A 19,261-nucleotide genomic window follows, 5' to 3' on the forward strand; every position below is an offset into this window, starting at 1 on the left:
CTTTCCCCTTCGCCGGAGAGGTCCCGGGACGCGCCAAGAGGGCGTGCCGGCCGCGGCCGCAATCGGAAGCCCAAGGGGAAAACATGTCCACGCTCGTGTTGGAGTTGCGCCAGGGCGATCTGATGGTGGTGAACGGGGCGCCGATCCGCTTTCGCAACCGCACGCGCATCGAACTGGCCGCCAAGGCGCGCTTCCTGTTCGGCAAGCAGATCATGCCCCCCGATGGCGCGAATACCCCGGCGCGCCGGATCTATTTCGCGCTCCAGACCGCCTATATCGGCTCCGACGACGAGCGCGCGCCCGGCCTGGAGGCGGCGCGCCAACGGATTCGGGAGTTCATGGACGCCACCACCTCGCTGGCGGTGCGGGAGATGCTGGCCCGCGCCATGCACGCCGCCGAGATGGATGATTGCTATTCCGCGCTGAAGATCGCCCGAAGGGTGATGCGGCATGAGGAAGAGGTGCTGGGCATCCCGCCGCTGGCGCCCCCGCGCCGCGACCTGCCTGCGCAGGATGGCCATGGGTAGCATCGGCAACGCCGTCACCGCCTTTCGCCGCGTCATCGGCGCGGGCGAGGAGGAGAAAGCCCTCGCGAAGATCGCGAAGGAACCGTTGCAGAAGCGCGCACTGGACCAGTTTACCAAGGCTGTCGCGCAGGCCAAGGACATCAAATCCGCCCTTCGCGACCCGCGCATCCTTCAGGTCGTCGCCACGGCCATGGGCATTCCCGATGGCGCGGACGCTCCCGGCCTCGCGATGCGCGCGCTGTTGTCCGACCCGAACGACAAGAAAAGCCTCGTCAACCGCCTTCCTGACACGCGCTGGAAAGCGGCGGCGCAGGCACTGAACCTGCATGAGCGCGGGCTCGAGGCCCTGCGCGACCCCAAGGTGCAGAGCGTGCTGGCCGATGGCCTGAACCGTGCCAGATGGCGGGACCAGTTGGAGCAGGAGCAGACCGGGCTCGGCGACGCCGTCTCCTTCAGGGATCGCGCGGAGAAGGTGGACGGGAACATCTACACCGTGCTGGGCGATCCGGTTCTGCGGCGGGTCGTCACGGGCGCGCTGGGCCTGCCGGACCAGATGGCGGTGCAATCCGTGGAAACCCAGGCACGGGCCGTCACCAAGCGCCTCAAGCTCGACAAGCTGGAGAATCCGAGGGAAGTCCAGAAGCTTGCCGAGCGCTACCTCCTGAATGTCGCGACGGAGGAAGCGTCCTCGACCAGCGACAGCAGCTCGCTGCTCGCCGCCTATGGATGGACCGCCTCCTACAGCGTCTGACGAGCCTTCCGTATAATGACCTGCGAGCCATCTTCGCGGGCGGTTTGACGGCCGCGGAATCTGCGGTGATCCTGCCTTCTCGTGAAGCTCCCGTCCTCCCTCCTCCTGCCGCTCGTGACCATGGGCGCGGCCAGCCTGGGCGGCTTCGTCTTCTCCCTGTTGCACATTCCCCTGGCCTGGATGATCGGCGCCATGGCGGGCACCGCGGCGGTCGCGTGGTCGCGCCCGGTGATGGTTCCCAAGATGGCACGGCCCGCCTCGCTCATCGCCATCGGCCTGGCCTTCGGGCAGACCTTCTCCGGCCCCGTGCTGGCCGCGCTGCTCGATGCCTTGCCCGCGATCCTGCTGGCGGGAATGCTCTCCATCATGGCCGGCGTGGCCACGGTGCCCATCTTCACGCGGCTGGCGGAGACGGATGCCAGCACGGGTTATTTCTCCACCATCCCGGGCGGCGTGGTGGTGATGGCGGTGTTGGCGCAACGGGCCAATGCGCCCATCGCACCGGTCACGCTGGCGCAGACCATGCGCGTGCTGGTGGTGGTGCTGGTGATGCCGCCGCTGCTCTCGGCCTTCGCGCCGCATGGCGACAGCAGCGCCTTCCTGGCGCCGCGCGTGCCGATCGAGCCGCTCGGCCTCGTGGGCATGATCGCCGCGGGCTTCATCGCCGCGGTCGTGCTGCGGCGGGCGGGCCTGGCCAATCCCTGGATGATCGGGCCCTGCCTGCTGGCCATCACGGCGGCGGCCTTCGGCATGCTGCCCTCGGGCGTGCCGCCCTGGATGGTGAACGCGGCCCAGGTGGGCATGGGCGCCTCGCTCGGCCAACGCATGACGCGCGACTTCCTGCTCAGCTCGCGCCGGCTCATGCATGCGGCGGTGCTGTCCTCGCTGGCGCTCTGCGCCATCTGCACGGCGATGGCGGTCACGCTGGCCTGGGCGACGGGCCTGCCGCCGGCGGCCGTCATGCTGGGCATGGCGCCGGGCGGCATGCCGGAGATGGGCGTGACGGCGAAGGCGCTGGGCGCTGCGGTGCCGCTGGTGCTGGGCTTCCACCTGGCGCGCACGCTGATGTGCAGCTTCCTGCTCGGGCCCATCTTCCGGCTGCTGGTGCGTCTGCGGCTGTTCACGCCCCGCCCCGCCGCGTAGCCTCGGCAGCCGGAGGAAGAACACATGCCCGATGACAGCGCCGCCGCCGCGAAGGCCGCCACCACCCTGCCGCTGAACGGGCTGCGCGTGCTGGACCTGACGCTCGCGCGCGCGGGACCCACCTGCGTGCGCCATCTCGCCGACTGGGGAGCCGAGATCATCCGCGTCGAGCCCCCCGTCGCCAATGACGGCATGTCCGGCGCGCGCGACGGCTTCGATTTCACCAACCTCCATCGCAACAAGCGCTGCATCGCGCTCGACCTCAAGACGCCGGAGGGCCACGCGGCCTTCCTGAAGCTGGCCGAGACCGCCGATGTGGTGGTCGAGAACATGCGGATGCAGGTGAAGTACCGGCTGAAGGTGGATTACGAGACGCTCTCCGCCCTCAACCCGCGCCTCGTCTACGCCAGCATTTCCGGCTTCGGGCAGACGGGGCCGTATTCCAAGCGCGGCGGCGTGGACCAGATCGCGCAGGGCCTCGGTGGCCTCATGTCCATCACGGGCGAGAAGGGGCGGGGGCCGATGCGCGTCGGCATCCCCATAGACGACCTGACGGCGGGCAACCTGCTGGCGCTGGGCGTCATGATGGCGCTCTTCGAGCGGGAGAAGACGGGCCGGGGCCGCTGGGTCCATACCAGCCTGCTGGAGGCGCAGGTCTTCATGCTCGACTTCCAGGCCACGCGCTGGCTGCAGAAGGGCGAGGTGGCGGGCCAGGCGGGTAACGATCATCCGGTGAACACGCCGATGGGCGTCTTCCCGAGCGCGGACAAGCCCATCAACATCGCCGCCTCCTCCCCCAAGCTCTGGGAGGTGTTCTGCCGCGCCGTCGGCAAGGAGGAGTGGCTGGAGAAGCCTGAGTGGAAGACCGTTGAGGACCGCACGCGCCATCGCGCGGAGGTGAACGCGGCGGTGGGCGAGCTGACCAGCCGGCACCCGTCCGAATACTGGATCGAGAAGCTGGAGCAGGCGGGCATTCCCTGCGGCCCGGTGAACAACATCCGCGAGGTCTTCGAGGATCCGCAGGTGGAGCATCTGGACATGGTCTGGCAGGTGCCGCATGCGAAGCTGGGAACGGCGGGCGTGGTGCGCACGCCGATCAACATCGAGGGGCTCCGCCCCGGCATCCGGCGCCCGGTGCCAGAGCTGGGCGAGCATGCCGATGAGATTCTGACGGAAGCCGGCCTGACCGGCGAAGAGATCGCCGCATTGCGCGCGAAAGGTGTTTTGGGGAGCTGATGATGACCGAGACGAGTTACGCCGAAGGCAAGATCCTCGCGCGCAAGGCGGATGGCGTGGGCACCGTGGTGTTCAACCAGCCGGAGAAGCGCAACGCGATGAGCATCGCGATGTGGGACGGCATGGCCGAGGCGCTGGATGATTTCGAGGCCGATGCCGCGATCCGCTGCGTCGTGCTGGAAGGCGCGGGCGGCAAGGCCTTCGTCTCGGGCGCCGATATCAGCCAGTTCGAGAAGAGCCGCTCGGACGCCGATGCGCAGAAGATCTACAACGAGAAGACCAGCCATGGCCGCAAGCGGCTGCTGGAGTTCTCCAAGCCCGTGATCGCGAAGATCCAGGGCTTCTGCATGGGCGGCGGCCTTGGCATCGCCATGTCCTGCGACATGCGGATCGCGGGCACGGGCAGCGAGTTCGGCATCCCGGCCGCCAAGCTCGGCATCGCCTACGGCTTCGACATGGTGAGCAATCTCGTGGCGCTGGTCGGCCCCGCGCAGGCGCACTTCATCCTGATGACGGGCGGCCGCATCTCCGGCGAGGAGGCGGAGCGCCTGGGCCTGATCAACAAGCTCTATCCGGCCGAGACGCTGGAGGCGGAGGTCGCGAAGATCACCTCCACGATCGCCAGCAACGCGCCGCTCTCGCTGCTGGCCAACAAGCGCACCGTGCGCGCCGTGCTGGCGGATGCGGGGGACCGGGACATGGACGCCATCGCGGCCGCCCAGAACGCCTGCTTCGACAGCGCCGACTACCGCGAGGGGCGCCGGGCCTTCATGGAGAAGCGCAAGCCGGTCTTTACCGGAGCGTAATGCCCTGGAATGAAAAAGGGGGCCTAAGTCCTTGGGCTGAGGCCTTCCCAATATGGTCACGCGAAACTCGGCCACATTTCGCTGGATTCATCCCCGTATCTCGCTAGCTTCCGCATCTTCCGGGGCGGACCGGATCAGTGGATGACAAGGACAACGCTATTTTGGACGGTCTAACCCAGCACGCACCCGCGGACCTGCCGCACGAGGAACTGGCGCCGATCTCGCGCATCGTCACCGAGGTGGCCGCGCAGTTCCCAGGGGCCCGCATCACGCTGGGTGAGATGGGCGAAGCCTTCGGGGACCGCGCCTTCGGCCTGCTGATCCTGCTGCTGTGTCTTCCTTCGCTGTTGCCGGGAATGGCCTCGGTCTTCGGCATTCCCATGCTGATCCTGGGCGTCCAGATGGGCATGGGCCGGCGGGAGCCGAAGCTGCCGCGCTTCATCGCCCGCCAGTCCATCAAGCGGGAGGACCTGCTGCGCCTGGCCGGCGGCTCCACCAAATGGCTGAAGAAGATCGAGCGCTTCGTGCGGCCGCGCGAAGGCTTTTTCATCTCCAACACCGGTGACAGGCTGGTGGGCTGGCTGACGGCCTATAGCGCGCTCATGCTCATCCTGCCGGGACCGGGCACCAACGGGCCGCCCGCCTTCGGCACGATCGTCATGGCGCTGGGCGTGGTCGAGGCCGATAGCCGCGTGGTCGGCATTGGCGTGCTGCTGACCCTGCTGGGCTGCATCTTCGCCACCTGCGTGCTGGGCGCGCTGGGCTGGATGGCCGTGCAGGCGCTGGGCTGGATCTTCTAAAGCCAGCACCAATTGGCATCCGAATTGCTGTGCGGTCATGAATCGCACAGGAATAGCTATGTCCCGCCCAGGTTTTCCGCGCCGCGCCCTTCTCGTGGCGCCTCTCGTGCCGCTTTCCGCGCCAGCCGTCGCCCAATCCTGGCCCAGCCGGCAGGTCCGCTTCGTCGTGCCCTTCACCGCCGGCGGCTCGCTGGACGTGGTGGCGCGCATGATCTCGCCCCGCATGCAGGAGCTGATCGGCCAGGGCGCCATCATCGACAACCGGCCGGGCGGAGGCACCATCATCGGCACGGATGCGGTGGCCAAGCTGCCGGCCGACGGCTACGCGGCGCTGCTGATCGCCAACAGCTTCACCATCAACGCGACCCTCATCCGCAACCCGCCCTTCGATGCCCGGCGGGAATTCACGGGCGTCAGCTTCCTGGCCTTCAACCCCCATGTGCTGATCGCGGCCCCACGCCTCGGCGTCTCGACGGTGGCCGAGGTGGTGGCGGCGGCCAAGTCACGCCACGGGCTCACCTATGCCTCCTCCGGGACCGGCACATCCCTGCACCTGGGCGGCGAGAGCTTCCGGGCCGCGACCGGCGCGCCCATGACGCATGTGCCCTATCGCGGCTCGCCCCAGGCCATCACGGATGTCTTCAACGGCCAGGTGGACCTGATGTTCGCCAACATGGCGGACGCCATCCCGGCCATCCGCGACGGGCGCGTGAAGGCGATCGCGGTCGCCGATGCCAGCCGCCAGCCTCTGCTGCCCGAGACGCCGACCTTCGACGAGGTGGGCGTGCATGGCGTGGTGTCCAATTCCTGGTTCGGCATGGTCGCGCGCTCCGACGTTCCGGCACCCATCCTGGACAAGCTGCATGACACCATCGCGCAGATCCTGGCCGAGCCGGAGAGCATCGCGCGGCTGACCCAGGTGGGTCTCACCACCCGCCCCATGTCGCGCCCGGCCTTCAATGCCTTCCTGGTGGAGGAGTTCGAGCGGAACGGCCGCATCATCCGCGAGAACGGTATCACGGTGGATTGATGCCCCCGGACGCCGGGCACCGACGCGCCGGCCCGAGGCATGGCCCCGGGCCGAAGCTCCTCACCTCCAGCGGCGATGCATCCAGAGCCATTGGCCCGGGTGCTCGCGCACCCAGCCCTCGATGATGCCGTTCACCATGGCGGTGCTGGCCTCGACATCCACCTGGCCCTTGGCGTCGCGCGGCAGGTCAAGGGCGGGGGTCAGTTCCAGCCGGAAACGGTTGCCGGGCAGGCGGACGGCGCGCAGCCCATGCACCGGCGTGCCGAAGCGCCGGGCGAGCCGTGCCAGGAACGGATTGGCCGCCACCGGGTGCCCGAAGAAGGGCACGCGCGGGCCGCGCCCGAAGCGCTGGTCGATGAGCATGCCGAGCGTAAGACCCCGGTCCAGCGCATCCGCCATGCGGATCGGCGCCGCGATGCCGGCAGGGATGAGCTGGCCCATGATGGGTTCGCGCATCGCCACGATATCGGCCGCGATGAAGCGGTTGTTGGGCGTGCGGTAGAGGATCGCTGCCGGCTGGCCGAGCTTGAAGGCCGCCACCGCCGGCAGTTCCCAATTCGCCAGATGCGCGGCGAAGACCAGCACGGGCTTGCCGGAGACGCGGATCTCCTCGAAGCGGCGCTTCGAATCCTCGTCGGCCTCCACGCGGCCATTGGCCACGTCGAACAACGCTTCCAGGTGCGGGTACTCGCAGGCCGTCCGGCCGAGATTGGCCCAGGCTTCCTTCGCGATTTCGAGCCGCTCCGCCTCCGTCTTCTCGGGATAGGCGAGGCGGAGGTTGTCCATCGTGTGCTTGTGATTGCGCGTCCAGACGCCCAGACGCGGCGTCACCCAGGCGCCGAGGTTGGAGGCCCGGTCCGGGCCCAGCGCGCGCAGCAAGGCGAAGATGAGGCGAACGAGCTGCGCGAGCAGCCATTCGCCGATGGTCTGCAGCCGCTTCACAGCTTGATGACGATCTTTCCGAAGACGTTGCGGGCTTCCAGCCGCGCGAGCCCTTCCTGGAAGCGCTCCATGCCCAGCACCGTGTCCACGACGGGGCGGATGCCCTGGGCCATCTTCGCCAGGCCCTCGCGGATATTGGCGATGGTGGCGCCGAAGCTGCCCTGGATCTTGAGCTGGCGCTGGAAGAGCATCATCAGGTTCGTCTCGGCCGAGACGCCGCTGGTGCTGCCGCAGGTCACGAGCCGCCCGCCCATCTTCAGCGAGAGCAGGGAACCCTGCCAGGTGGCCGCGCCCACATGCTCGAACACCACGTCCACGCCGCGCTTGTTGGTCACCCGGCGGGCGACGCTCTCGAAGCGGTCGGTGTTGTAGTTCACCACATGGTCGACGCCGAGCGCCTTGGCCTTATCGGCCTTGGCCTGGTCGCCCACCGTACCGATGACGGTGCAGCCGATGGCCTTGGCCATGCGGACGGCGACGGTGCCGATGCCCGAGCCCGCCGCATGGACCAGCAAGGTCTCGCCCGGCTCCAGCCGCGCGTTGTCGAACAGCATGTGCTGCACGGTGGAGAAGGTGATGCCCGCGCATGCTGCGTCCTCTACCGTCACGCCGGGCGGCACCTGGACGCATTGGCGGGCGGGCACGTTGATCAGGCCGCGCGCGAAGCCGTCCACATGGAAGCCGCGGATGCCCGCGATGTTCTCGCAGAGATTGTCGCGCCCCGCCCGGCACTCCTTGCAGGTGCCGCAGGTGAGGCCGCCATAGGGCACCACCATCTGCCCCTGGGCGAAGCCCGTGACGCCCGGCCCCACGGCCGCGACATCGCCCACGCCCTCGGCGCCAACGGAGATCGGTAGGACCCGCTTGGCGAAGGCCATGCCCCGCCAACCCCAGACGTCGATGTGGTTGAGGGCCACCGCCCGCATCGCGATCTGGATCTCGCCCGGGCCCGGAGGGGGCGGGGGCTCGATCTCCACGAGGCGGAGGTCACGGTCGGCCAGGAGCTGAAGCGCGCGCATGGGGGCGCCGGATAGCAGGGTTCCGGCGCCAAACCAAACCTCTGCCGCTCAGTAACCCGCGGTGAAGTCCACCAGATTGATCAGGGGGCGCCCTTCCCGGGCGCGCCGGAGGTTCTCGACCACCTGGGGCGCGGCGCTGGAAGGGATGGTGATGCTGGCGGCATGCGGCCAGACCAGGACCTTCGGGTGCCCCCAATAGGGGTGGTCCGTGGGCAGGGGCTCGGGCTCGAAGACGTCGAGGGCCGCGCCCGCCACCTGGCCGGAATCCAGCGCCGCCAGCAGGTCCGCATCCACCACATGGCCGCCGCGGGCGGCGTTGATCAGGAAGGCGCCGCGCGGCAGCAGGCCAAGCGTGCGGGCGTTGACCACGCCCCGCGTATCCGGCGTCAGCGGCAGCAGGCAGACCAGGATGTCGGTCCGCCGCAGCATGGCATCCAGTCCGTCCGCGCCATGGAAGGTTTCCACGCCCTCGACCTGGCGGGGGTTGCGGGTCCAGCCCATGACCGGGAAGCCGAGCGGCAGCAGGGTGCGGGCGGCGGCGCTGCCGAGTTCGCCCAGGCCCAGGATGCCGATGCGGCGCTTGGTGGTGTCCGGCGCCGGCAGCTCGTTCCAGATGCGGGCCGCCTGCTGGGCGCGGTACTCCAGGTCCTGCCGGTGGAAGCGCATGACGTTGAGCAGCACGAACTCCGCCATGCCGCTGGTCAGCCGCGCATCCTTGAGGCGGGCCACCGGCACGCCCGGCGGCGGCCCGGGCGGGCGGGTCAGGTGGTCCACGCCCGCGCCCATCGAGACCATGAGCTTGAGGTTCGGGTAGCGCCGCAGCTCCATCAGGTCATGGGCCGTCCAGACCACGGCGGCCTCGATATCGGCGGGGTCGCCGGCATCGGGGAACATACGGATGTCGAGGCCCGGATCCTCGGCCAGCAGCGCGTCGCGCCAGGCCTCCATGGCGTTGAGCTTGGTGGAGAGGAGGATCGCCATCAATTGATCTCGTAGAAGCTGCGGATATAGGCGCGCCAGTCGTCGCGCTTGGTGGCCACGCGCTCGGTGCCATCGGGCAGCTTGGCGTAGAGGCTCAGCACATTGCCGGCCCAGAGCGCGTCGAAATGCGCGTCGCTGGCCAGGGCATAGGCGGCGCTGCGCATGAAGACGCCGTCCTTGATCTTCGGCAGCACCTTGGCGAGCCACCACCAGCAGCCGATGCCCAGGATGGCCGCGCCGACATAGAAATGAATGAGCGCCGTGCCGGCGAAGGAGGAGGCAAGGATGAGCGCCGCCGGCCAGACGTTCTCGGCGTACCGGTAGACCGGGCTGCCGGGCGAGTTCATCTTGCGGATATGGACGCCCAGGCGCACGCGCTCCTGATCCATCAGCTCCTGCAGCTTCTGGCGTTCCTGCCCGGCCCAGGGATGGGTGGTTTCGCTCACAAGATCAGCCTTGCTATTCCGCCGCGCGCAGCTCGAAAGCGGCGGCCATCAGGGCGCGCGTATAGGGCTCGCGCGGGTTTTGCGTAAGGGCCTCGGCCTCGCCTTCCTCGACCACCTTGCCCTGGCGCATGACGGCGATGCGATGCGCCATGGCGCGCACCACGCGCAGATCGTGGCTGATGAAGAGGTAGGCGAGGCGATGCTTCGCCTGCAACCCGCGCAGCAGCTCCACCACCTGCGCCTGCACCGAGACGTCGAGCGCGCTGGTCGGCTCGTCCAGCACCACCAGGCGCGGCTTGAGCACGATGGCGCGGGCGATCGCGATGCGCTGCCGCTGGCCGCCCGAGAATTCATGCGGGTAGCGCTCGGCCATGGCGGGGTCGAGGCCGACCTCCTCCAGCGCCTGGGCCACGCGCGCCTCGCGCGCGGCGGCCGAGAGGTTGGGCTCGTGCACCGTCAGGCCCTCGCCCACGATCTCGCCGGCGTTCATGCGCGGCGAGAGCGAGCCGTAGGGGTCCTGGAAGACGATCTGCATATGGGCGCGCAGCGGCCGCAGCTCGCCGCGCGACAGGCCCTGGATGTCCCGCCCCTGGAAGCGGATGCGGCCCTCGCTGCCCTCCAGCCGCAGCAGCGAGAGGCCGAGCGTGGTCTTGCCGCTGCCGCTCTCGCCGACGAGGCCGAGGGTCTCGCCCTCCCGCACCGCGATGGTGACGCCGTCTACCGCCTTCACCTCGGCCACGACGCGGCGGAAGAAGCCGCGTCGGATGGGGAAGTGGACGCGCACGGCCTCCGCCACCATGACCTCGGCGGCATCCGGCGGGACGGGGGCGGGGCGGCCGTGCGGCTCGGTGGCCAGCAGCATGCGGGTATAGGGGTGCTTGGGGTCGGCGAAGACGCTGGCCACGGGCCCCTGCTCGACCACCGCGCCATCCTTCATCACCACCACTCGGTCGGCATGGCGCCGGACGATCTGCAGGTCGTGCGTGATGAGCAGCATGGCCATGCCGAGCCGCTTCTTGAGATCCGCCAGCAGCTCCAGGATCTGTGCCTGGATGGTGACGTCGAGCGCCGTCGTCGGCTCGTCGGCGATGAGCAGCTTGGGCTCGTTGGCGAGCGCCGCGCCGATCATCACGCGCTGGCGCTGGCCGCCCGAGAGCTGGTGCGGATAGGCGGCGAGCCGTTCCTCGGCATTGGGCAGGCCGGCGCGCACCAGCGTCTCGACGACGGCGCGCTTCAGGGCATCGCCGCGCAGCGGGCGATGCAGGGTGATCGCCTCGCCGACCTGGCGCCCGATGCTGTGCAGCGGGTTGAGCGAGGTCATGGGCTCCTGGAAGACCATGCCCGCCACGCCGCCCCGCAGCCGCTGGAGCTCGGCAGGCTTCGCCTTGAGCACGTCCGTGCCGTCGAGGAGGATGCGCCCCTCGGGATTGCTGCCCGTATTGGCGAGGAGCTGGAGGATGGAGAGCGCGGTGACGGATTTCCCGGACCCGCTCTCGCCGACCAGGGCGACGGTCTCGCCGGCATCCACATGGAAGCTGATGCCCTGGACGACGCGCTTGCCGCGAAAGGCGACGGAGAGGTTCTCGACGCTGAGCAGGCTCATGGCTGCCTCTCCAGTATCATCCGGCCGCGAAGCGGACGGCGTCGTCCATGAGCCTGGACTGCCGGGCGAGGCAGTGGCGCGGCGAAGCCAAGCCGCCGGAGGCGCCCGGCGGCCGAGGGGCCGGAAAACTCCCTCATCGGCCTCCTCCCGGGAGCTTGCGCGGATCGAAGGCGTCGCGCACGGCCTCGCCGACGAAGATCAGCAGCGTCAGCACGCCGCCCAGGACCACGAAGCCGGTGAAGGCCAGCCAGGGCGCCTGGAGGTTGTTCTTGCCCTGGCTCAGCAGCTCGCCCAGCGAGGCCGAGCCGGGCGGCAGGCCGAAGCCCAGGAAATCGAGCGTGGAGAGGATGGTCACCGAGCCCGAGAGGATGAAGGGCAGGAAGGTCAGCGTGGCTACCATCGCATTGGGCAGGATGTGCTGGAACATCAGCCGCCGGTCCGCAACGCCGAGCGCGCGGGCGGCCCGCACGTAGTCCAGGTTGCGGCCGCGCAGGAATTCCGCCCGCACCACGCCGACAAGGCCCATCCAGGAGAAGAGCAGCAGGAAGACGAGCAGCGTCCAGAAGCCAGGCTCGATCACGCTGCTGAGGATGATCAGCAGGAAGAGCTGCGGCATGCCCGACCAGATCTCGATGAAACGCTGGAAGAGCAGGTCGGTCCAGCCGCCGTAGTAGCCTTGCACCGCGCCGGCCACGATGCCGACGATCGAGGCGAAGAAGGTGAGCGTGAAGCCGAAGAGCACGGAGATGCGGAAGCCGTAGATCACGCGCGCCATCACATCGCGCGACTGGTCGTCGGTGCCGAGGATGTTCTGCCGGCTGGGCGGCGAGGGGGCAGGGACGCTGAGGCCGGTCACGACGGTCGCGTGGCTGTAGCGGATGGGCGGCCAGATCACCCAGCCGCGCTGCTGGACCTCCCGCATGAATTCCGGGTCGTGCCAGTCGGCCTCGGTGGGCAGGCCGTCCGGCACGATGTCGCTCTCGGCGTAGTCCACCAGCACGGGGAAGCGCCAATGCCCGTCCACTTGCGCGACGATCGGGCGGTCGTTGGCCAGGAACTCGGCGAAGAGCGTCAGCACGAAAAGCACCGCGAAGATGGCGAGCGAGATCGACCCGCGGCGGTTCGCGCGGAAATTCGCGATGCGCCGGCGGTTCAGCGGCGAGAGATTCATGCCCGCCTCAAACGGAAGCGCAGCGGGACGCGCGGAGCCTCGGCAAGGCCCGCATGCATGTCGCCCTCGTCGAGGTAGCTTGGCTTGAGGTGCAGGGCCTCGGTCTCCAGAGCGATCTCCGGGACCGAGAGAGGCCAAGGGTCGAGCACGGCCTCGAAGGCGGAGGTTCGCTTCAGCGTCGCCGCCCCGCAATCGAAGGGATCGCGGCCCCAGCACAGGCCGAGCGCGATCGCGTCCACCAGGGCGAGCTTCTTCGAGTTGGCGGCGACCTGCTCTTCCGTGACGCCGAGCTTCTGGGCCAGCGAGGCGCTCCAGGCCTTCTCGCGCTCGATATAGCCCTGCATGGCCCGGAGGCTGTCGTCCCCCGGCGCCATGCGCTGATGCTCGATGCCCAGGCGATAGATGAGGGAGCCGTGGCGCAGGACCAGCAGCCCGGCCCAGAGCCCCCAGCTGGCCAGGGCCAGCCGCACGCCGGCTTCCCAAAGCGGCACGTGCTGCACGCCGGAGAGCGCGTTGAAGGCGCGGGGAAGGCCGGTCTCGCCGTCGAATTCGGGGTCGGCCTCCCAGCGCATCCAGCCGCAATCATGCTGCGCGGCGGCGGTGACGACGGGCTCGAAAGGATCCGGCGGATCGGCCAGCACCCGCATGAGCTGGCCGGAGAGGACCGCATGGGCCGGCTGGGGCGTCGCGAGGACGCTGCCGTCTTCCTGGCGCCAGAGAATCATCGCCGCGCCTCGAAGTCGATACGGGGATCGACGAGCGTGTAGGTGAAGTCGCTGACGATCTGCATCACCAGCCCCAAGAGGGTGAAGATGTAGAGCGTGCCGAACATCACCGTGTAGTCGCGCCTGATCGCGGATTCGAAGCCCAGCAGTCCCAGGCCGTCGAGCGAGAAGATGATCTCCACCAGAAGCGCGCCGGTGAAGAGGATGCTGATGAACGCCGAGGGAAAACCCGCGATGATGATGAGCATCGCGTTGCGGAAGACATGGCCGTAGAGCACGCGGGCCTCGCCGGCGCCCTTGGCCCGTGCCGTCAGCACGTACTGCTTGTTGATCTCCTCCAGGAAGGAGTTCTTCGTGAGCATCGTCAGCCCTGCGAAGCCGCCGATCACGAGCGTGAGGGTGGGCAGCACCATGTGCCAGCCGTAGTCCAGCGCGCGTTCCCAGAAGGGCCAGGCCTCGCTGCCCGAGCTGGTGAGGCCGCGCAGCGGGAACCACTGGAAGAAGCTGCCGCCCGCGAAGAGCACCACCAGCATGATGGCGAAGAGAAAGCCCGGAATCGCATATCCCACCAGCACCACCGCGCTGGTCCAGAGGTCGAAGCGCGAACCGTCCCTGACCGCCTTGCGGATGCCGAGCGGGATCGAGATCAGGTAGATGATCAGCGTGGACCACAGCCCGAGCGAGATGGAGACTGGCAGCTTCTCGACCACGAGATCCCAGACCGGACGCCCCCGGAAGAGCGAGTCGCCGAGGTCGAAGCGCAGATAGCCCCAGAGCATCTCGCCGAACCGCACGTAGGCGGGCTTGTCGAAGCCGAAGGCGCGCTCGATCTCGCTGACCACGGCGGGGTCGAGCCCGCGCGCGCCGCGATAGGTGGTGCCGCCGCCCGGCGGCGCCGAGGGCGCCTGCCGCACCTCGCCGCCGCCTTCGCCGGTGAGGCGGCCCAGCGTCTGTCCCTGGCCCCGGATCTCCGCGATCATCTGTTCGACCGGGCCGCCAGGCGCGAACTGCACGATGACGAAGTTGATCAGGATGATGCCGAACAGCGTCGGCACGATCAGCAACAGCCGGCGGAAGAGGTAGGCCGTCACAGGCTGCGTTTTGCTTCTGTCAGCGCACGGTCGAGCGTGGGATCGATCCACCAGGTGTCGAAGCCCAGCCCGTATTTCGGATTGCGCGCGGGGCGGCCGAAGCGGTTCCAATAGGCGATCCAGAAGGCACGCAGGTGCCATTGCGGGATCACGTAGGCGCCGTTGAGCAACACCCGGTCCAGCGCGCGGGTACGGGCGATCAGCTCCTCGCGGTCGGGAGCGTTGATCACCAGTTCCACCAGCGCGTCGATCACCGGCGAGCAGAAGCCCGCGACGTTCTGCGAGCCATTTTCCCGCGACTTCTCGCAGGTGAAGAAATCGCGCTGCTCGTTGCCGGGCGAGAGCGATTGCGGGATGACGTCCACCGTCATGTCATAGTCGAAGGCGTCGGTCCGGACCTGGTACTGCGCGGGATCGACCGTGCGCACCCGGGCCTCGACGCCGAGGCGCTGGAGCCATTGCACATAGGGCAGGGCAATGCGCTCGAAGGTGGGGCCGTTCAGAAGGATCTCGAACTCGAAACGCTGGCCCTGGGCGTTGACGAGGCGTCGCTCCCGGATGGTCCAGCCGGCCTGACGCATGAGGTCGAGCGCGCGGCGCAGCCCCTCGCGGTTGTTGCCGCTGCCGTCGGTCGTGGGCAGGCGCGATTCGACGGTGAAGACGGTGTCCGGCAGTTGCGAGCGGAAGGGCTCCAGCACCGCCAGCTCCTTGCCTGCGGGCAGGCCAGAGGAGGCGAGCTCGCTATTGGAGAAGAAGCTCGTCGTGCGCGTGTAGAGCCCGTTGAAGATGTTGGCGTTCAGCCATTCGAAGTCGAAGACCTGGCCCAGCGCCTCGCGCACGCGCGGGTCCTGGAAGAGCGGGCGGCGCAGGTTCATCACGAAGGCCTGCATGCCCGTCGGGCGCTCGTGGCGCAGTTCGTCACGCTTCACCAGACCGCGGCGCACGGCCGGGAAATCGTAACCCGTGGCCCAGTTGCGCGCCTGGTTCTCGGTGCGGAAGTCGATCTGGCCGGCCTTGAAGGCCTCGAAATCGACAGTGGTGTCGCGGAAATACTCGTAGCGGAGGACGTCGAAATTGTTGAAGCCGCGCTTGGTGGGCAGATCCTTCGCCCAGTAGTCGTCCACGCGGCGGTAGACCACGCTGCGGCCGGGCTCGAAGCGGTCGAGCCTGTAGGGGCCGGAGCCCAGCGGCACGTCGAGCGTGGGGCGCGCGAAGTCGCGGCCTTCCCACCAATGCTTGGGCATGACGGCGAGCTGGCCGAGGATCAGCGCCAGCTCGCGATTCTCGTTGCTCTTGAAGCGGAACACCGCGCGGCGCGGGCCGTCGGCCACGACCTCCGACACATCGCCCCAATAGGCGCGGTAGAAGGGCCGGCCCTGGGTGCGCAGCGTGTTGAAGGTCCAGACCACGTCCTCGGCCGTCACGGGCCTGCCGTCGTGCCAGCGCGCGCCCTCGCGGATCTCGAAGGTGACGCCCATGCGGTCTGCCGGGATCTCCACGGCGGAGGCGAGGTGCGCGTATTCCGTGCTGGCCTCGTCGGGGCTGTCGATCAGAAGGGTGTCGTAGATGTTGGCGATTCCCGCATCGGCGGTGCCGCGCAGGATGAAGGGATTGAAGCTGTCGAAGCTGCCCAGCCGCGTCAGCGCGACCTCGCCGCCCTTGGGGGCGTCCGGGTTGGCCCAGGGGAAATGCGGAAAATCCGCCGGCAGGGCCGGCTCGCCGAGGAGGGACAGCGCGTGGGTCCGGATCGGACCCTGCTGCTGTGCCAGGAGGCCCCCCGGGGCAGCGAAGGAGACCAGGCCGAAGCCCGCGGCGAAGAGGTCACGGCGTTTCATGCTGGACAGATAGGGGGATGCCCCCTCCCTGGACAAGTTTTAGCGTCGGCCGAGAAGGCCGACGATCTCCGGCATCAACGCCGGATCGCCCACGGCGATCACATCGCCCCGGCTGTCCAGCGTCAGGGCTTGGCCGAACCAATCCGTCATGCGGCCGCCCGCGCCCTCGATGACGGGCACCAGCGCGGCCCAGTCCCAGGGCTTCAGCCCGCTCTCCACCACCGCATCGACGAGGCCGAGGGGGATGAGGCCGTAGGAATAGCAGTCGCCGCCCCAGGTCACGCGGCGCGCGGCGCGGCGGACGGCATCGAAACGTTCCCAGTCGGCGGGCGGGAACATCTCCGGCGAGGTGCAGGAGAGTTCGGCCACGGAGAGCGAGGCGCAGGCGCGGGAGCCGACGGTTCCGCCCATGGGGCTGTGGAAGCGCGTGCCCTGGCCGGCGACGCCCACCCAGCGCTCCCGCGTCACGGGCTGGTCGATGAGGCCGAGCACCGGCTCCCCGCGATGAAGCAGGCCGATGAGCGTGCCGAAGAGGGGGCGGCCGGTGAGGAAGGCGCGGGTCCCATCGATGGGATCGAGCACCCAGAGGTATTCGGCATCGCCGCGCTCGGTGCCGTATTCCTCGCCCATGATGCCGTGGGTGGGGAAGCGCTCCGTCAGGAAGGCGCGCAGCGCGCGCTCGGCGGCGCGATCGGCTTCCGTGACAGGGGAGGCGTCGCCCTTCGCCTCGACCAGCAGGGCCGAGCGGAAGAGCGGACGGATGATGGTGCCGGCGAGATCGGCCGCGGCTTCGGCGGCCTCGACGAAGCGCGGGTCGATCATGCCGGGCGCCGGATCAGGGCAGCGGGGCGGGCGTGGCGGCCAGGCTGCGCAAATAGGCGATCAGGTCCGCGCGCTGCGAGGCGCTGTTCATGCCGCCATAGGCCATGCGCGTGCCGGGGATGGCGCGGGCCGGGCCGGCGATGAAGGTGTTCAGCGCCTCGTAGTCCCAGGGCTGGCTCTCCTTCGCCTTCATGCCCGGGCTGTAGTTGAAGCCGGCCATGTGGGCATGGTGGTTGTTCACGATGCCGTAGAGGTTCGGGCCCACGCCGGCGCGGCCGCCCTCGGTGAAGGTGTGGCAGGAGCCGCAGACCCGGGCGGCGATGGCGCGGCCGTTCTCGACATTCGCGGCGGCGAGGAGCGGGCTGATGGGCTCCAGCGCGGCCGGGGCGGCGGCGGGCGCGGCCTCCGGCGTCACGGCGCCCAGCGAGATCGCGGGCTCGTGCAGTCGATGGGGGTGAACCAGGACGCCGCCGATCACGCCCGCGCCCATGAACGCGATGCCCGCGGTCAGAACCGCCGCGAACGCCTTGTTGAACTCCAGGCTCATGCCGAGCAGACCCTTCCGAGCGATGGGCCGCCCGCGTGGTTTGCGCGAAGCCCGGCCCTGACTTATTCGTCCTTTCCCATACAGGCGCCCTTGCGCCGCATCAACCGCCCCGCGAACCGGATTTCCCATCGTGAACCCGATCGTCATCATTCCGGCGCGCATGGCCGCGACCCGCCTGCCCGGCAAGCCCCTGGCCGATATCGCCGGCCGTCCCATGATCCTGCATGTGCTGGACCGTGCGCGGGAGGCCGGGATAGGTCCCGTGGCCGTCGCGGCCGGCGAGCCCGAGATCGTGGCCGCTGTGGAAGCCGGGGGCGGGCGGGCCGTCCTCGTGGCGGATGACGTGCCCAGCGGTACCGACCGCGTCCACCGCGCCCTGGCCGAGCTCGACCCCTTCGGCACGCATGACGTGGTGGTAAACCTGCAGGGCGACGTTCCCACGCTGGACCCCCTGCTGCTGCAGGCCGTGCTGAAGCCCCTGGCGGATCCCGGCGTCTCCATCGGCACCGTGGTCTGCCCCATCGCGGACGAGATGGAGGCCAACACCTCCTCCTTCGTGAAGGCGGCCTGCGCTTTCGAGGGCGATGCCGAGGTCGCGCCCGCCCTCTATTTCAGCCGCCAGCCCATCCCCTGGGGGGAGGGCCCGCGCTGGCACCATATCGGGGTCTACGCCTTCCGCCGCGCGGCGCTGGAGCGCTTCGTGACTCTGCCGGAATCCCCGCTGGAGCGCCGCGAGAAGCTGGAGCAGCTTCGCGCGCTGGAGGGGGGGATGCGGATTTCCGTGGCCCGCGTGGCGCATGGACCGTTCGGCGTGGACACGCCGGCCGACCTCGCCCGCGCGCGGCAATTGCTCTCGGACTGAAACGAAGAAACGCACATGGCACAGATCATCGCTTTCCAGGGCGTCCCAGGCGCCTATTCCGACCTCGCCTGCCGTCACGCCTATCCGGGCTGGGCGACGCTGCCCTGCCCGAGCTTCGAGGCAGCGATGAAGGCGGTGCGCGATGGCGACGCCGAGCTCGCCATGCTGCCGTGCGAAAACAGCCTCGCCGGCCGCGTGCCGGACATCCATCGCCTGCTGCCCGATTCGGGCCTCTCGGTCATCGGCGAGCATTTCGAGCGCGTGGAGCACTGCCTCCTGGCCCGCAAGGGCGCCACGCTGCAGACCATCCGCCGCGCGCACAGCCATCCCGTTGCGCTCGGCCAGGTGCTGAAGCTGCTGAAGGAGATGAACCTCACGCCCGTGATCGAGGCCGATACGGCCGGCGCGGCGGAACTGCTGGCCAAGAACGGCACGATCGAGGATGCCGCCATCGCCAGCGAGCTGGCCGCCGAGATCTACGGGCTCGAGATCCTGCGCCGCAATGTCGAGGACGCGCTGCACAACACCACGCGCTTCTACGTGATGGCGCGGGAACGGCGGCTCGTGGCGGCCAGCGAGATGGCCCACCCCGTCACCACCTTCGTGTTCCGGGTCCGCAACATGCCGGCCGCGCTGTACAAGGCGCTGGGCGGCTTCGCGACGAATGGCGTGAACATGACGAAGCTCGAGAGCTACATGCTCGACGGCAATTTCACCGCCACGCAATTCCTCTGCGACGTGGATGGCCATCCGGACGAGCCGCATCTGTTCCGCGCGCTGGAGGAGCTTCGCTTCTTCTCGCGCGAGCTGCGGGTGCTCGGCACCTATCCGGCGAGCGCTTTCCGGCTGGCGCACGAGGGCGTCTAGCTTTAGGCGTGGCGCAGAGGCCGCGCCGCTGACATGAGCGCGGCCCAGACGGGAGTT

General features: G+C 69.1%; 20 protein-coding genes. 9 read left to right on the forward strand and 11 right to left on the reverse strand.

What is annotated here, in order from left to right; translation table 11 throughout:
* Positions 1 to 83 precede the first annotated feature (83 nt).
* The 7 genes from WJM96_RS21765 (at position 84) to WJM96_RS21795 (ending at position 6,293) form a co-directional block, all read left to right on the forward strand.
* Positions 84 to 527 carry a flagellar biosynthesis repressor FlbT gene (locus WJM96_RS21765; protein ID WP_424814665.1) on the forward strand — a complete coding sequence of 148 codons (444 nt, stop codon included), beginning with the start codon at positions 84 to 86 and terminating at the stop codon, positions 525 to 527.
* A complete protein-coding gene (locus WJM96_RS21770; RefSeq protein WP_424814666.1) occupies positions 520 to 1,278 on the forward strand; it encodes a DUF1217 domain-containing protein in 759 nt (252 codons plus the stop codon). The genes WJM96_RS21765 and WJM96_RS21770 overlap by 8 nt, the downstream gene beginning before the upstream one ends.
* Positions 1,279 to 1,359: 81 nt before the next feature.
* Positions 1,360 to 2,421 (forward strand): AbrB family transcriptional regulator, encoded by a 1,062-nt coding sequence (locus WJM96_RS21775; RefSeq protein ID WP_424814667.1) that lies wholly within the window; start codon positions 1,360 to 1,362, stop codon positions 2,419 to 2,421.
* A 24-nt stretch (positions 2,422 to 2,445) separates the two neighbouring features.
* Positions 2,446 to 3,657: a CaiB/BaiF CoA transferase family protein gene (locus WJM96_RS21780; RefSeq protein WP_424814668.1), complete on the forward strand. Its 1,212-nt coding sequence runs from the start codon at positions 2,446 to 2,448 to the stop codon at positions 3,655 to 3,657.
* Positions 3,657 to 4,463: an enoyl-CoA hydratase gene (locus WJM96_RS21785; RefSeq protein ID WP_424814669.1), complete on the forward strand. Its 807-nt coding sequence runs from the start codon at positions 3,657 to 3,659 to the stop codon at positions 4,461 to 4,463. The genes WJM96_RS21780 and WJM96_RS21785 overlap by 1 nt, the downstream gene beginning before the upstream one ends.
* A gap of 161 nt (positions 4,464 to 4,624) precedes the next feature.
* The gene (locus tag WJM96_RS21790) at positions 4,625 to 5,263 is read left to right on the forward strand and encodes an exopolysaccharide biosynthesis protein (protein ID WP_424814670.1); all 639 of its coding nucleotides are present in this window, start codon (positions 4,625 to 4,627) and stop codon (positions 5,261 to 5,263) included.
* Positions 5,264 to 5,321: 58 nt separating this feature from the next.
* Positions 5,322 to 6,293 (forward strand): Bug family tripartite tricarboxylate transporter substrate binding protein, encoded by a 972-nt coding sequence (locus WJM96_RS21795; protein WP_424814671.1) that lies wholly within the window; start codon positions 5,322 to 5,324, stop codon positions 6,291 to 6,293.
* Between the two features lie 60 nt (positions 6,294 to 6,353).
* On the opposite strand, the gene WJM96_RS21800 is transcribed toward WJM96_RS21795, so the two are convergent.
* The 11 genes from WJM96_RS21800 to WJM96_RS21850 all read right to left on the reverse strand — a co-directional run bounded on the left by WJM96_RS21800 (position 6,354) and on the right by WJM96_RS21850 (position 17,475).
* Positions 6,354 to 7,235: a lipid A biosynthesis lauroyl acyltransferase gene (locus WJM96_RS21800; RefSeq protein ID WP_424814672.1), complete on the reverse strand. Its 882-nt coding sequence runs from the start codon at positions 7,233 to 7,235 to the stop codon at positions 6,354 to 6,356.
* Complete coding sequence (locus WJM96_RS21805) at positions 7,232 to 8,254, reverse strand: zinc-binding dehydrogenase (RefSeq protein ID WP_424814673.1); 1,023 nt, start codon at positions 8,252 to 8,254, stop codon at positions 7,232 to 7,234. Before WJM96_RS21805 ends, WJM96_RS21800 begins: the two co-directional genes overlap by 4 nt.
* Before the next feature lie 48 nt (positions 8,255 to 8,302).
* Positions 8,303 to 9,235 (reverse strand): 2-hydroxyacid dehydrogenase, encoded by a 933-nt coding sequence (locus WJM96_RS21810; RefSeq protein ID WP_424814674.1) that lies wholly within the window; start codon positions 9,233 to 9,235, stop codon positions 8,303 to 8,305.
* Positions 9,235 to 9,681, reverse strand: coding sequence for a hypothetical protein (locus WJM96_RS21815; protein WP_424814675.1), 447 nt, complete (start codon positions 9,679 to 9,681; stop codon positions 9,235 to 9,237). The genes WJM96_RS21810 and WJM96_RS21815 overlap by 1 nt, the downstream gene beginning before the upstream one ends.
* A 13-nt stretch (positions 9,682 to 9,694) precedes the next feature.
* Complete coding sequence (locus WJM96_RS21820) at positions 9,695 to 11,284, reverse strand: ABC transporter ATP-binding protein (protein WP_424814676.1); 1,590 nt, start codon at positions 11,282 to 11,284, stop codon at positions 9,695 to 9,697.
* A gap of 133 nt (positions 11,285 to 11,417) precedes the next feature.
* Positions 11,418 to 12,455 (reverse strand): ABC transporter permease, encoded by a 1,038-nt coding sequence (locus WJM96_RS21825; RefSeq protein WP_424814677.1) that lies wholly within the window; start codon positions 12,453 to 12,455, stop codon positions 11,418 to 11,420.
* The gene (locus WJM96_RS21830) at positions 12,452 to 13,180 is read right to left on the reverse strand and encodes a DUF3891 family protein (protein ID WP_424814678.1); all 729 of its coding nucleotides are present in this window, start codon (positions 13,178 to 13,180) and stop codon (positions 12,452 to 12,454) included. Before WJM96_RS21830 ends, WJM96_RS21825 begins: the two co-directional genes overlap by 4 nt.
* Positions 13,177 to 14,271: a microcin C ABC transporter permease YejB gene (locus tag WJM96_RS21835; protein ID WP_424814679.1), complete on the reverse strand. Its 1,095-nt coding sequence runs from the start codon at positions 14,269 to 14,271 to the stop codon at positions 13,177 to 13,179. Before WJM96_RS21835 ends, WJM96_RS21830 begins: the two co-directional genes overlap by 4 nt.
* Positions 14,268 to 16,106 carry an extracellular solute-binding protein gene (locus tag WJM96_RS21840; RefSeq protein WP_424814680.1) on the reverse strand — a complete coding sequence of 613 codons (1,839 nt, stop codon included), beginning with the start codon at positions 16,104 to 16,106 and terminating at the stop codon, positions 14,268 to 14,270. The genes WJM96_RS21835 and WJM96_RS21840 overlap by 4 nt, the downstream gene beginning before the upstream one ends.
* Before the next feature lie 39 nt (positions 16,107 to 16,145).
* The gene (locus tag WJM96_RS21845) at positions 16,146 to 16,928 is read right to left on the reverse strand and encodes an inositol monophosphatase family protein (RefSeq protein ID WP_424814681.1); all 783 of its coding nucleotides are present in this window, start codon (positions 16,926 to 16,928) and stop codon (positions 16,146 to 16,148) included.
* A 13-nt stretch (positions 16,929 to 16,941) separates the two neighbouring features.
* On the reverse strand, positions 16,942 to 17,475 hold the full coding sequence (locus WJM96_RS21850) for a c-type cytochrome (protein ID WP_424814682.1): 534 nt from the start codon (positions 17,473 to 17,475) through the stop codon (positions 16,942 to 16,944).
* A gap of 130 nt (positions 17,476 to 17,605) precedes the next feature.
* On the opposite strand from WJM96_RS21850, the gene WJM96_RS21855 reads away from it, so the two are divergent.
* Positions 17,606 to 18,337 (forward strand): 3-deoxy-manno-octulosonate cytidylyltransferase, encoded by a 732-nt coding sequence (locus WJM96_RS21855; protein ID WP_424814683.1) that lies wholly within the window; start codon positions 17,606 to 17,608, stop codon positions 18,335 to 18,337.
* Positions 18,338 to 18,352: 15 nt separating this feature from the next.
* Positions 18,353 to 19,204, forward strand: coding sequence for a prephenate dehydratase (locus WJM96_RS21860; protein WP_424814684.1), 852 nt, complete (start codon positions 18,353 to 18,355; stop codon positions 19,202 to 19,204).
* The last annotated feature ends 57 nt before the right edge of the window (positions 19,205 to 19,261 follow it).

This window comes from Roseococcus sp. YIM B11640, from assembly GCF_049727625.1.
GTDB lineage: Bacteria > Pseudomonadota > Alphaproteobacteria > Acetobacterales > Acetobacteraceae > Roseococcus.

What these genes read in the sequence shown, in the direction of transcription:
- WJM96_RS21820 (WP_424814676.1), bottom strand. Translation starts at nt 11,284, where the DNA reads ATGAGCCTGCTCAGCGTCGAGAACCTCTCCGTCGCCTTTCGCGGCAAG.
- WJM96_RS21860 (WP_424814684.1), top strand. Translation starts at nt 18,353, where the DNA reads ATGGCACAGATCATCGCTTTCCAGGGCGTCCCAGGCGCCTATTCCGAC.
- WJM96_RS21805 (WP_424814673.1), bottom strand. Translation starts at nt 8,254, where the DNA reads ATGCGCGCGCTTCAGCTCCTGGCCGACCGTGACCTCCGCCTCGTGGAG.
- WJM96_RS21795 (WP_424814671.1), top strand. Translation starts at nt 5,322, where the DNA reads ATGTCCCGCCCAGGTTTTCCGCGCCGCGCCCTTCTCGTGGCGCCTCTC.
- WJM96_RS21845 (WP_424814681.1), bottom strand. Translation starts at nt 16,928, where the DNA reads ATGATCGACCCGCGCTTCGTCGAGGCCGCCGAAGCCGCGGCCGATCTC.
- WJM96_RS21825 (WP_424814677.1), bottom strand. Translation starts at nt 12,455, where the DNA reads ATGAATCTCTCGCCGCTGAACCGCCGGCGCATCGCGAATTTCCGCGCG.
- WJM96_RS21840 (WP_424814680.1), bottom strand. Translation starts at nt 16,106, where the DNA reads ATGAAACGCCGTGACCTCTTCGCCGCGGGCTTCGGCCTGGTCTCCTTC.
- WJM96_RS21765 (WP_424814665.1), top strand. Translation starts at nt 84, where the DNA reads ATGTCCACGCTCGTGTTGGAGTTGCGCCAGGGCGATCTGATGGTGGTG.
- WJM96_RS21780 (WP_424814668.1), top strand. Translation starts at nt 2,446, where the DNA reads ATGCCCGATGACAGCGCCGCCGCCGCGAAGGCCGCCACCACCCTGCCG.
- WJM96_RS21830 (WP_424814678.1), bottom strand. Translation starts at nt 13,180, where the DNA reads ATGATTCTCTGGCGCCAGGAAGACGGCAGCGTCCTCGCGACGCCCCAG.
- WJM96_RS21770 (WP_424814666.1), top strand. Translation starts at nt 520, where the DNA reads ATGGGTAGCATCGGCAACGCCGTCACCGCCTTTCGCCGCGTCATCGGC.
- WJM96_RS21810 (WP_424814674.1), bottom strand. Translation starts at nt 9,235, where the DNA reads ATGGCGATCCTCCTCTCCACCAAGCTCAACGCCATGGAGGCCTGGCGC.
- WJM96_RS21850 (WP_424814682.1), bottom strand. Translation starts at nt 17,475, where the DNA reads ATGAGCCTGGAGTTCAACAAGGCGTTCGCGGCGGTTCTGACCGCGGGC.
- WJM96_RS21785 (WP_424814669.1), top strand. Translation starts at nt 3,657, where the DNA reads ATGATGACCGAGACGAGTTACGCCGAAGGCAAGATCCTCGCGCGCAAG.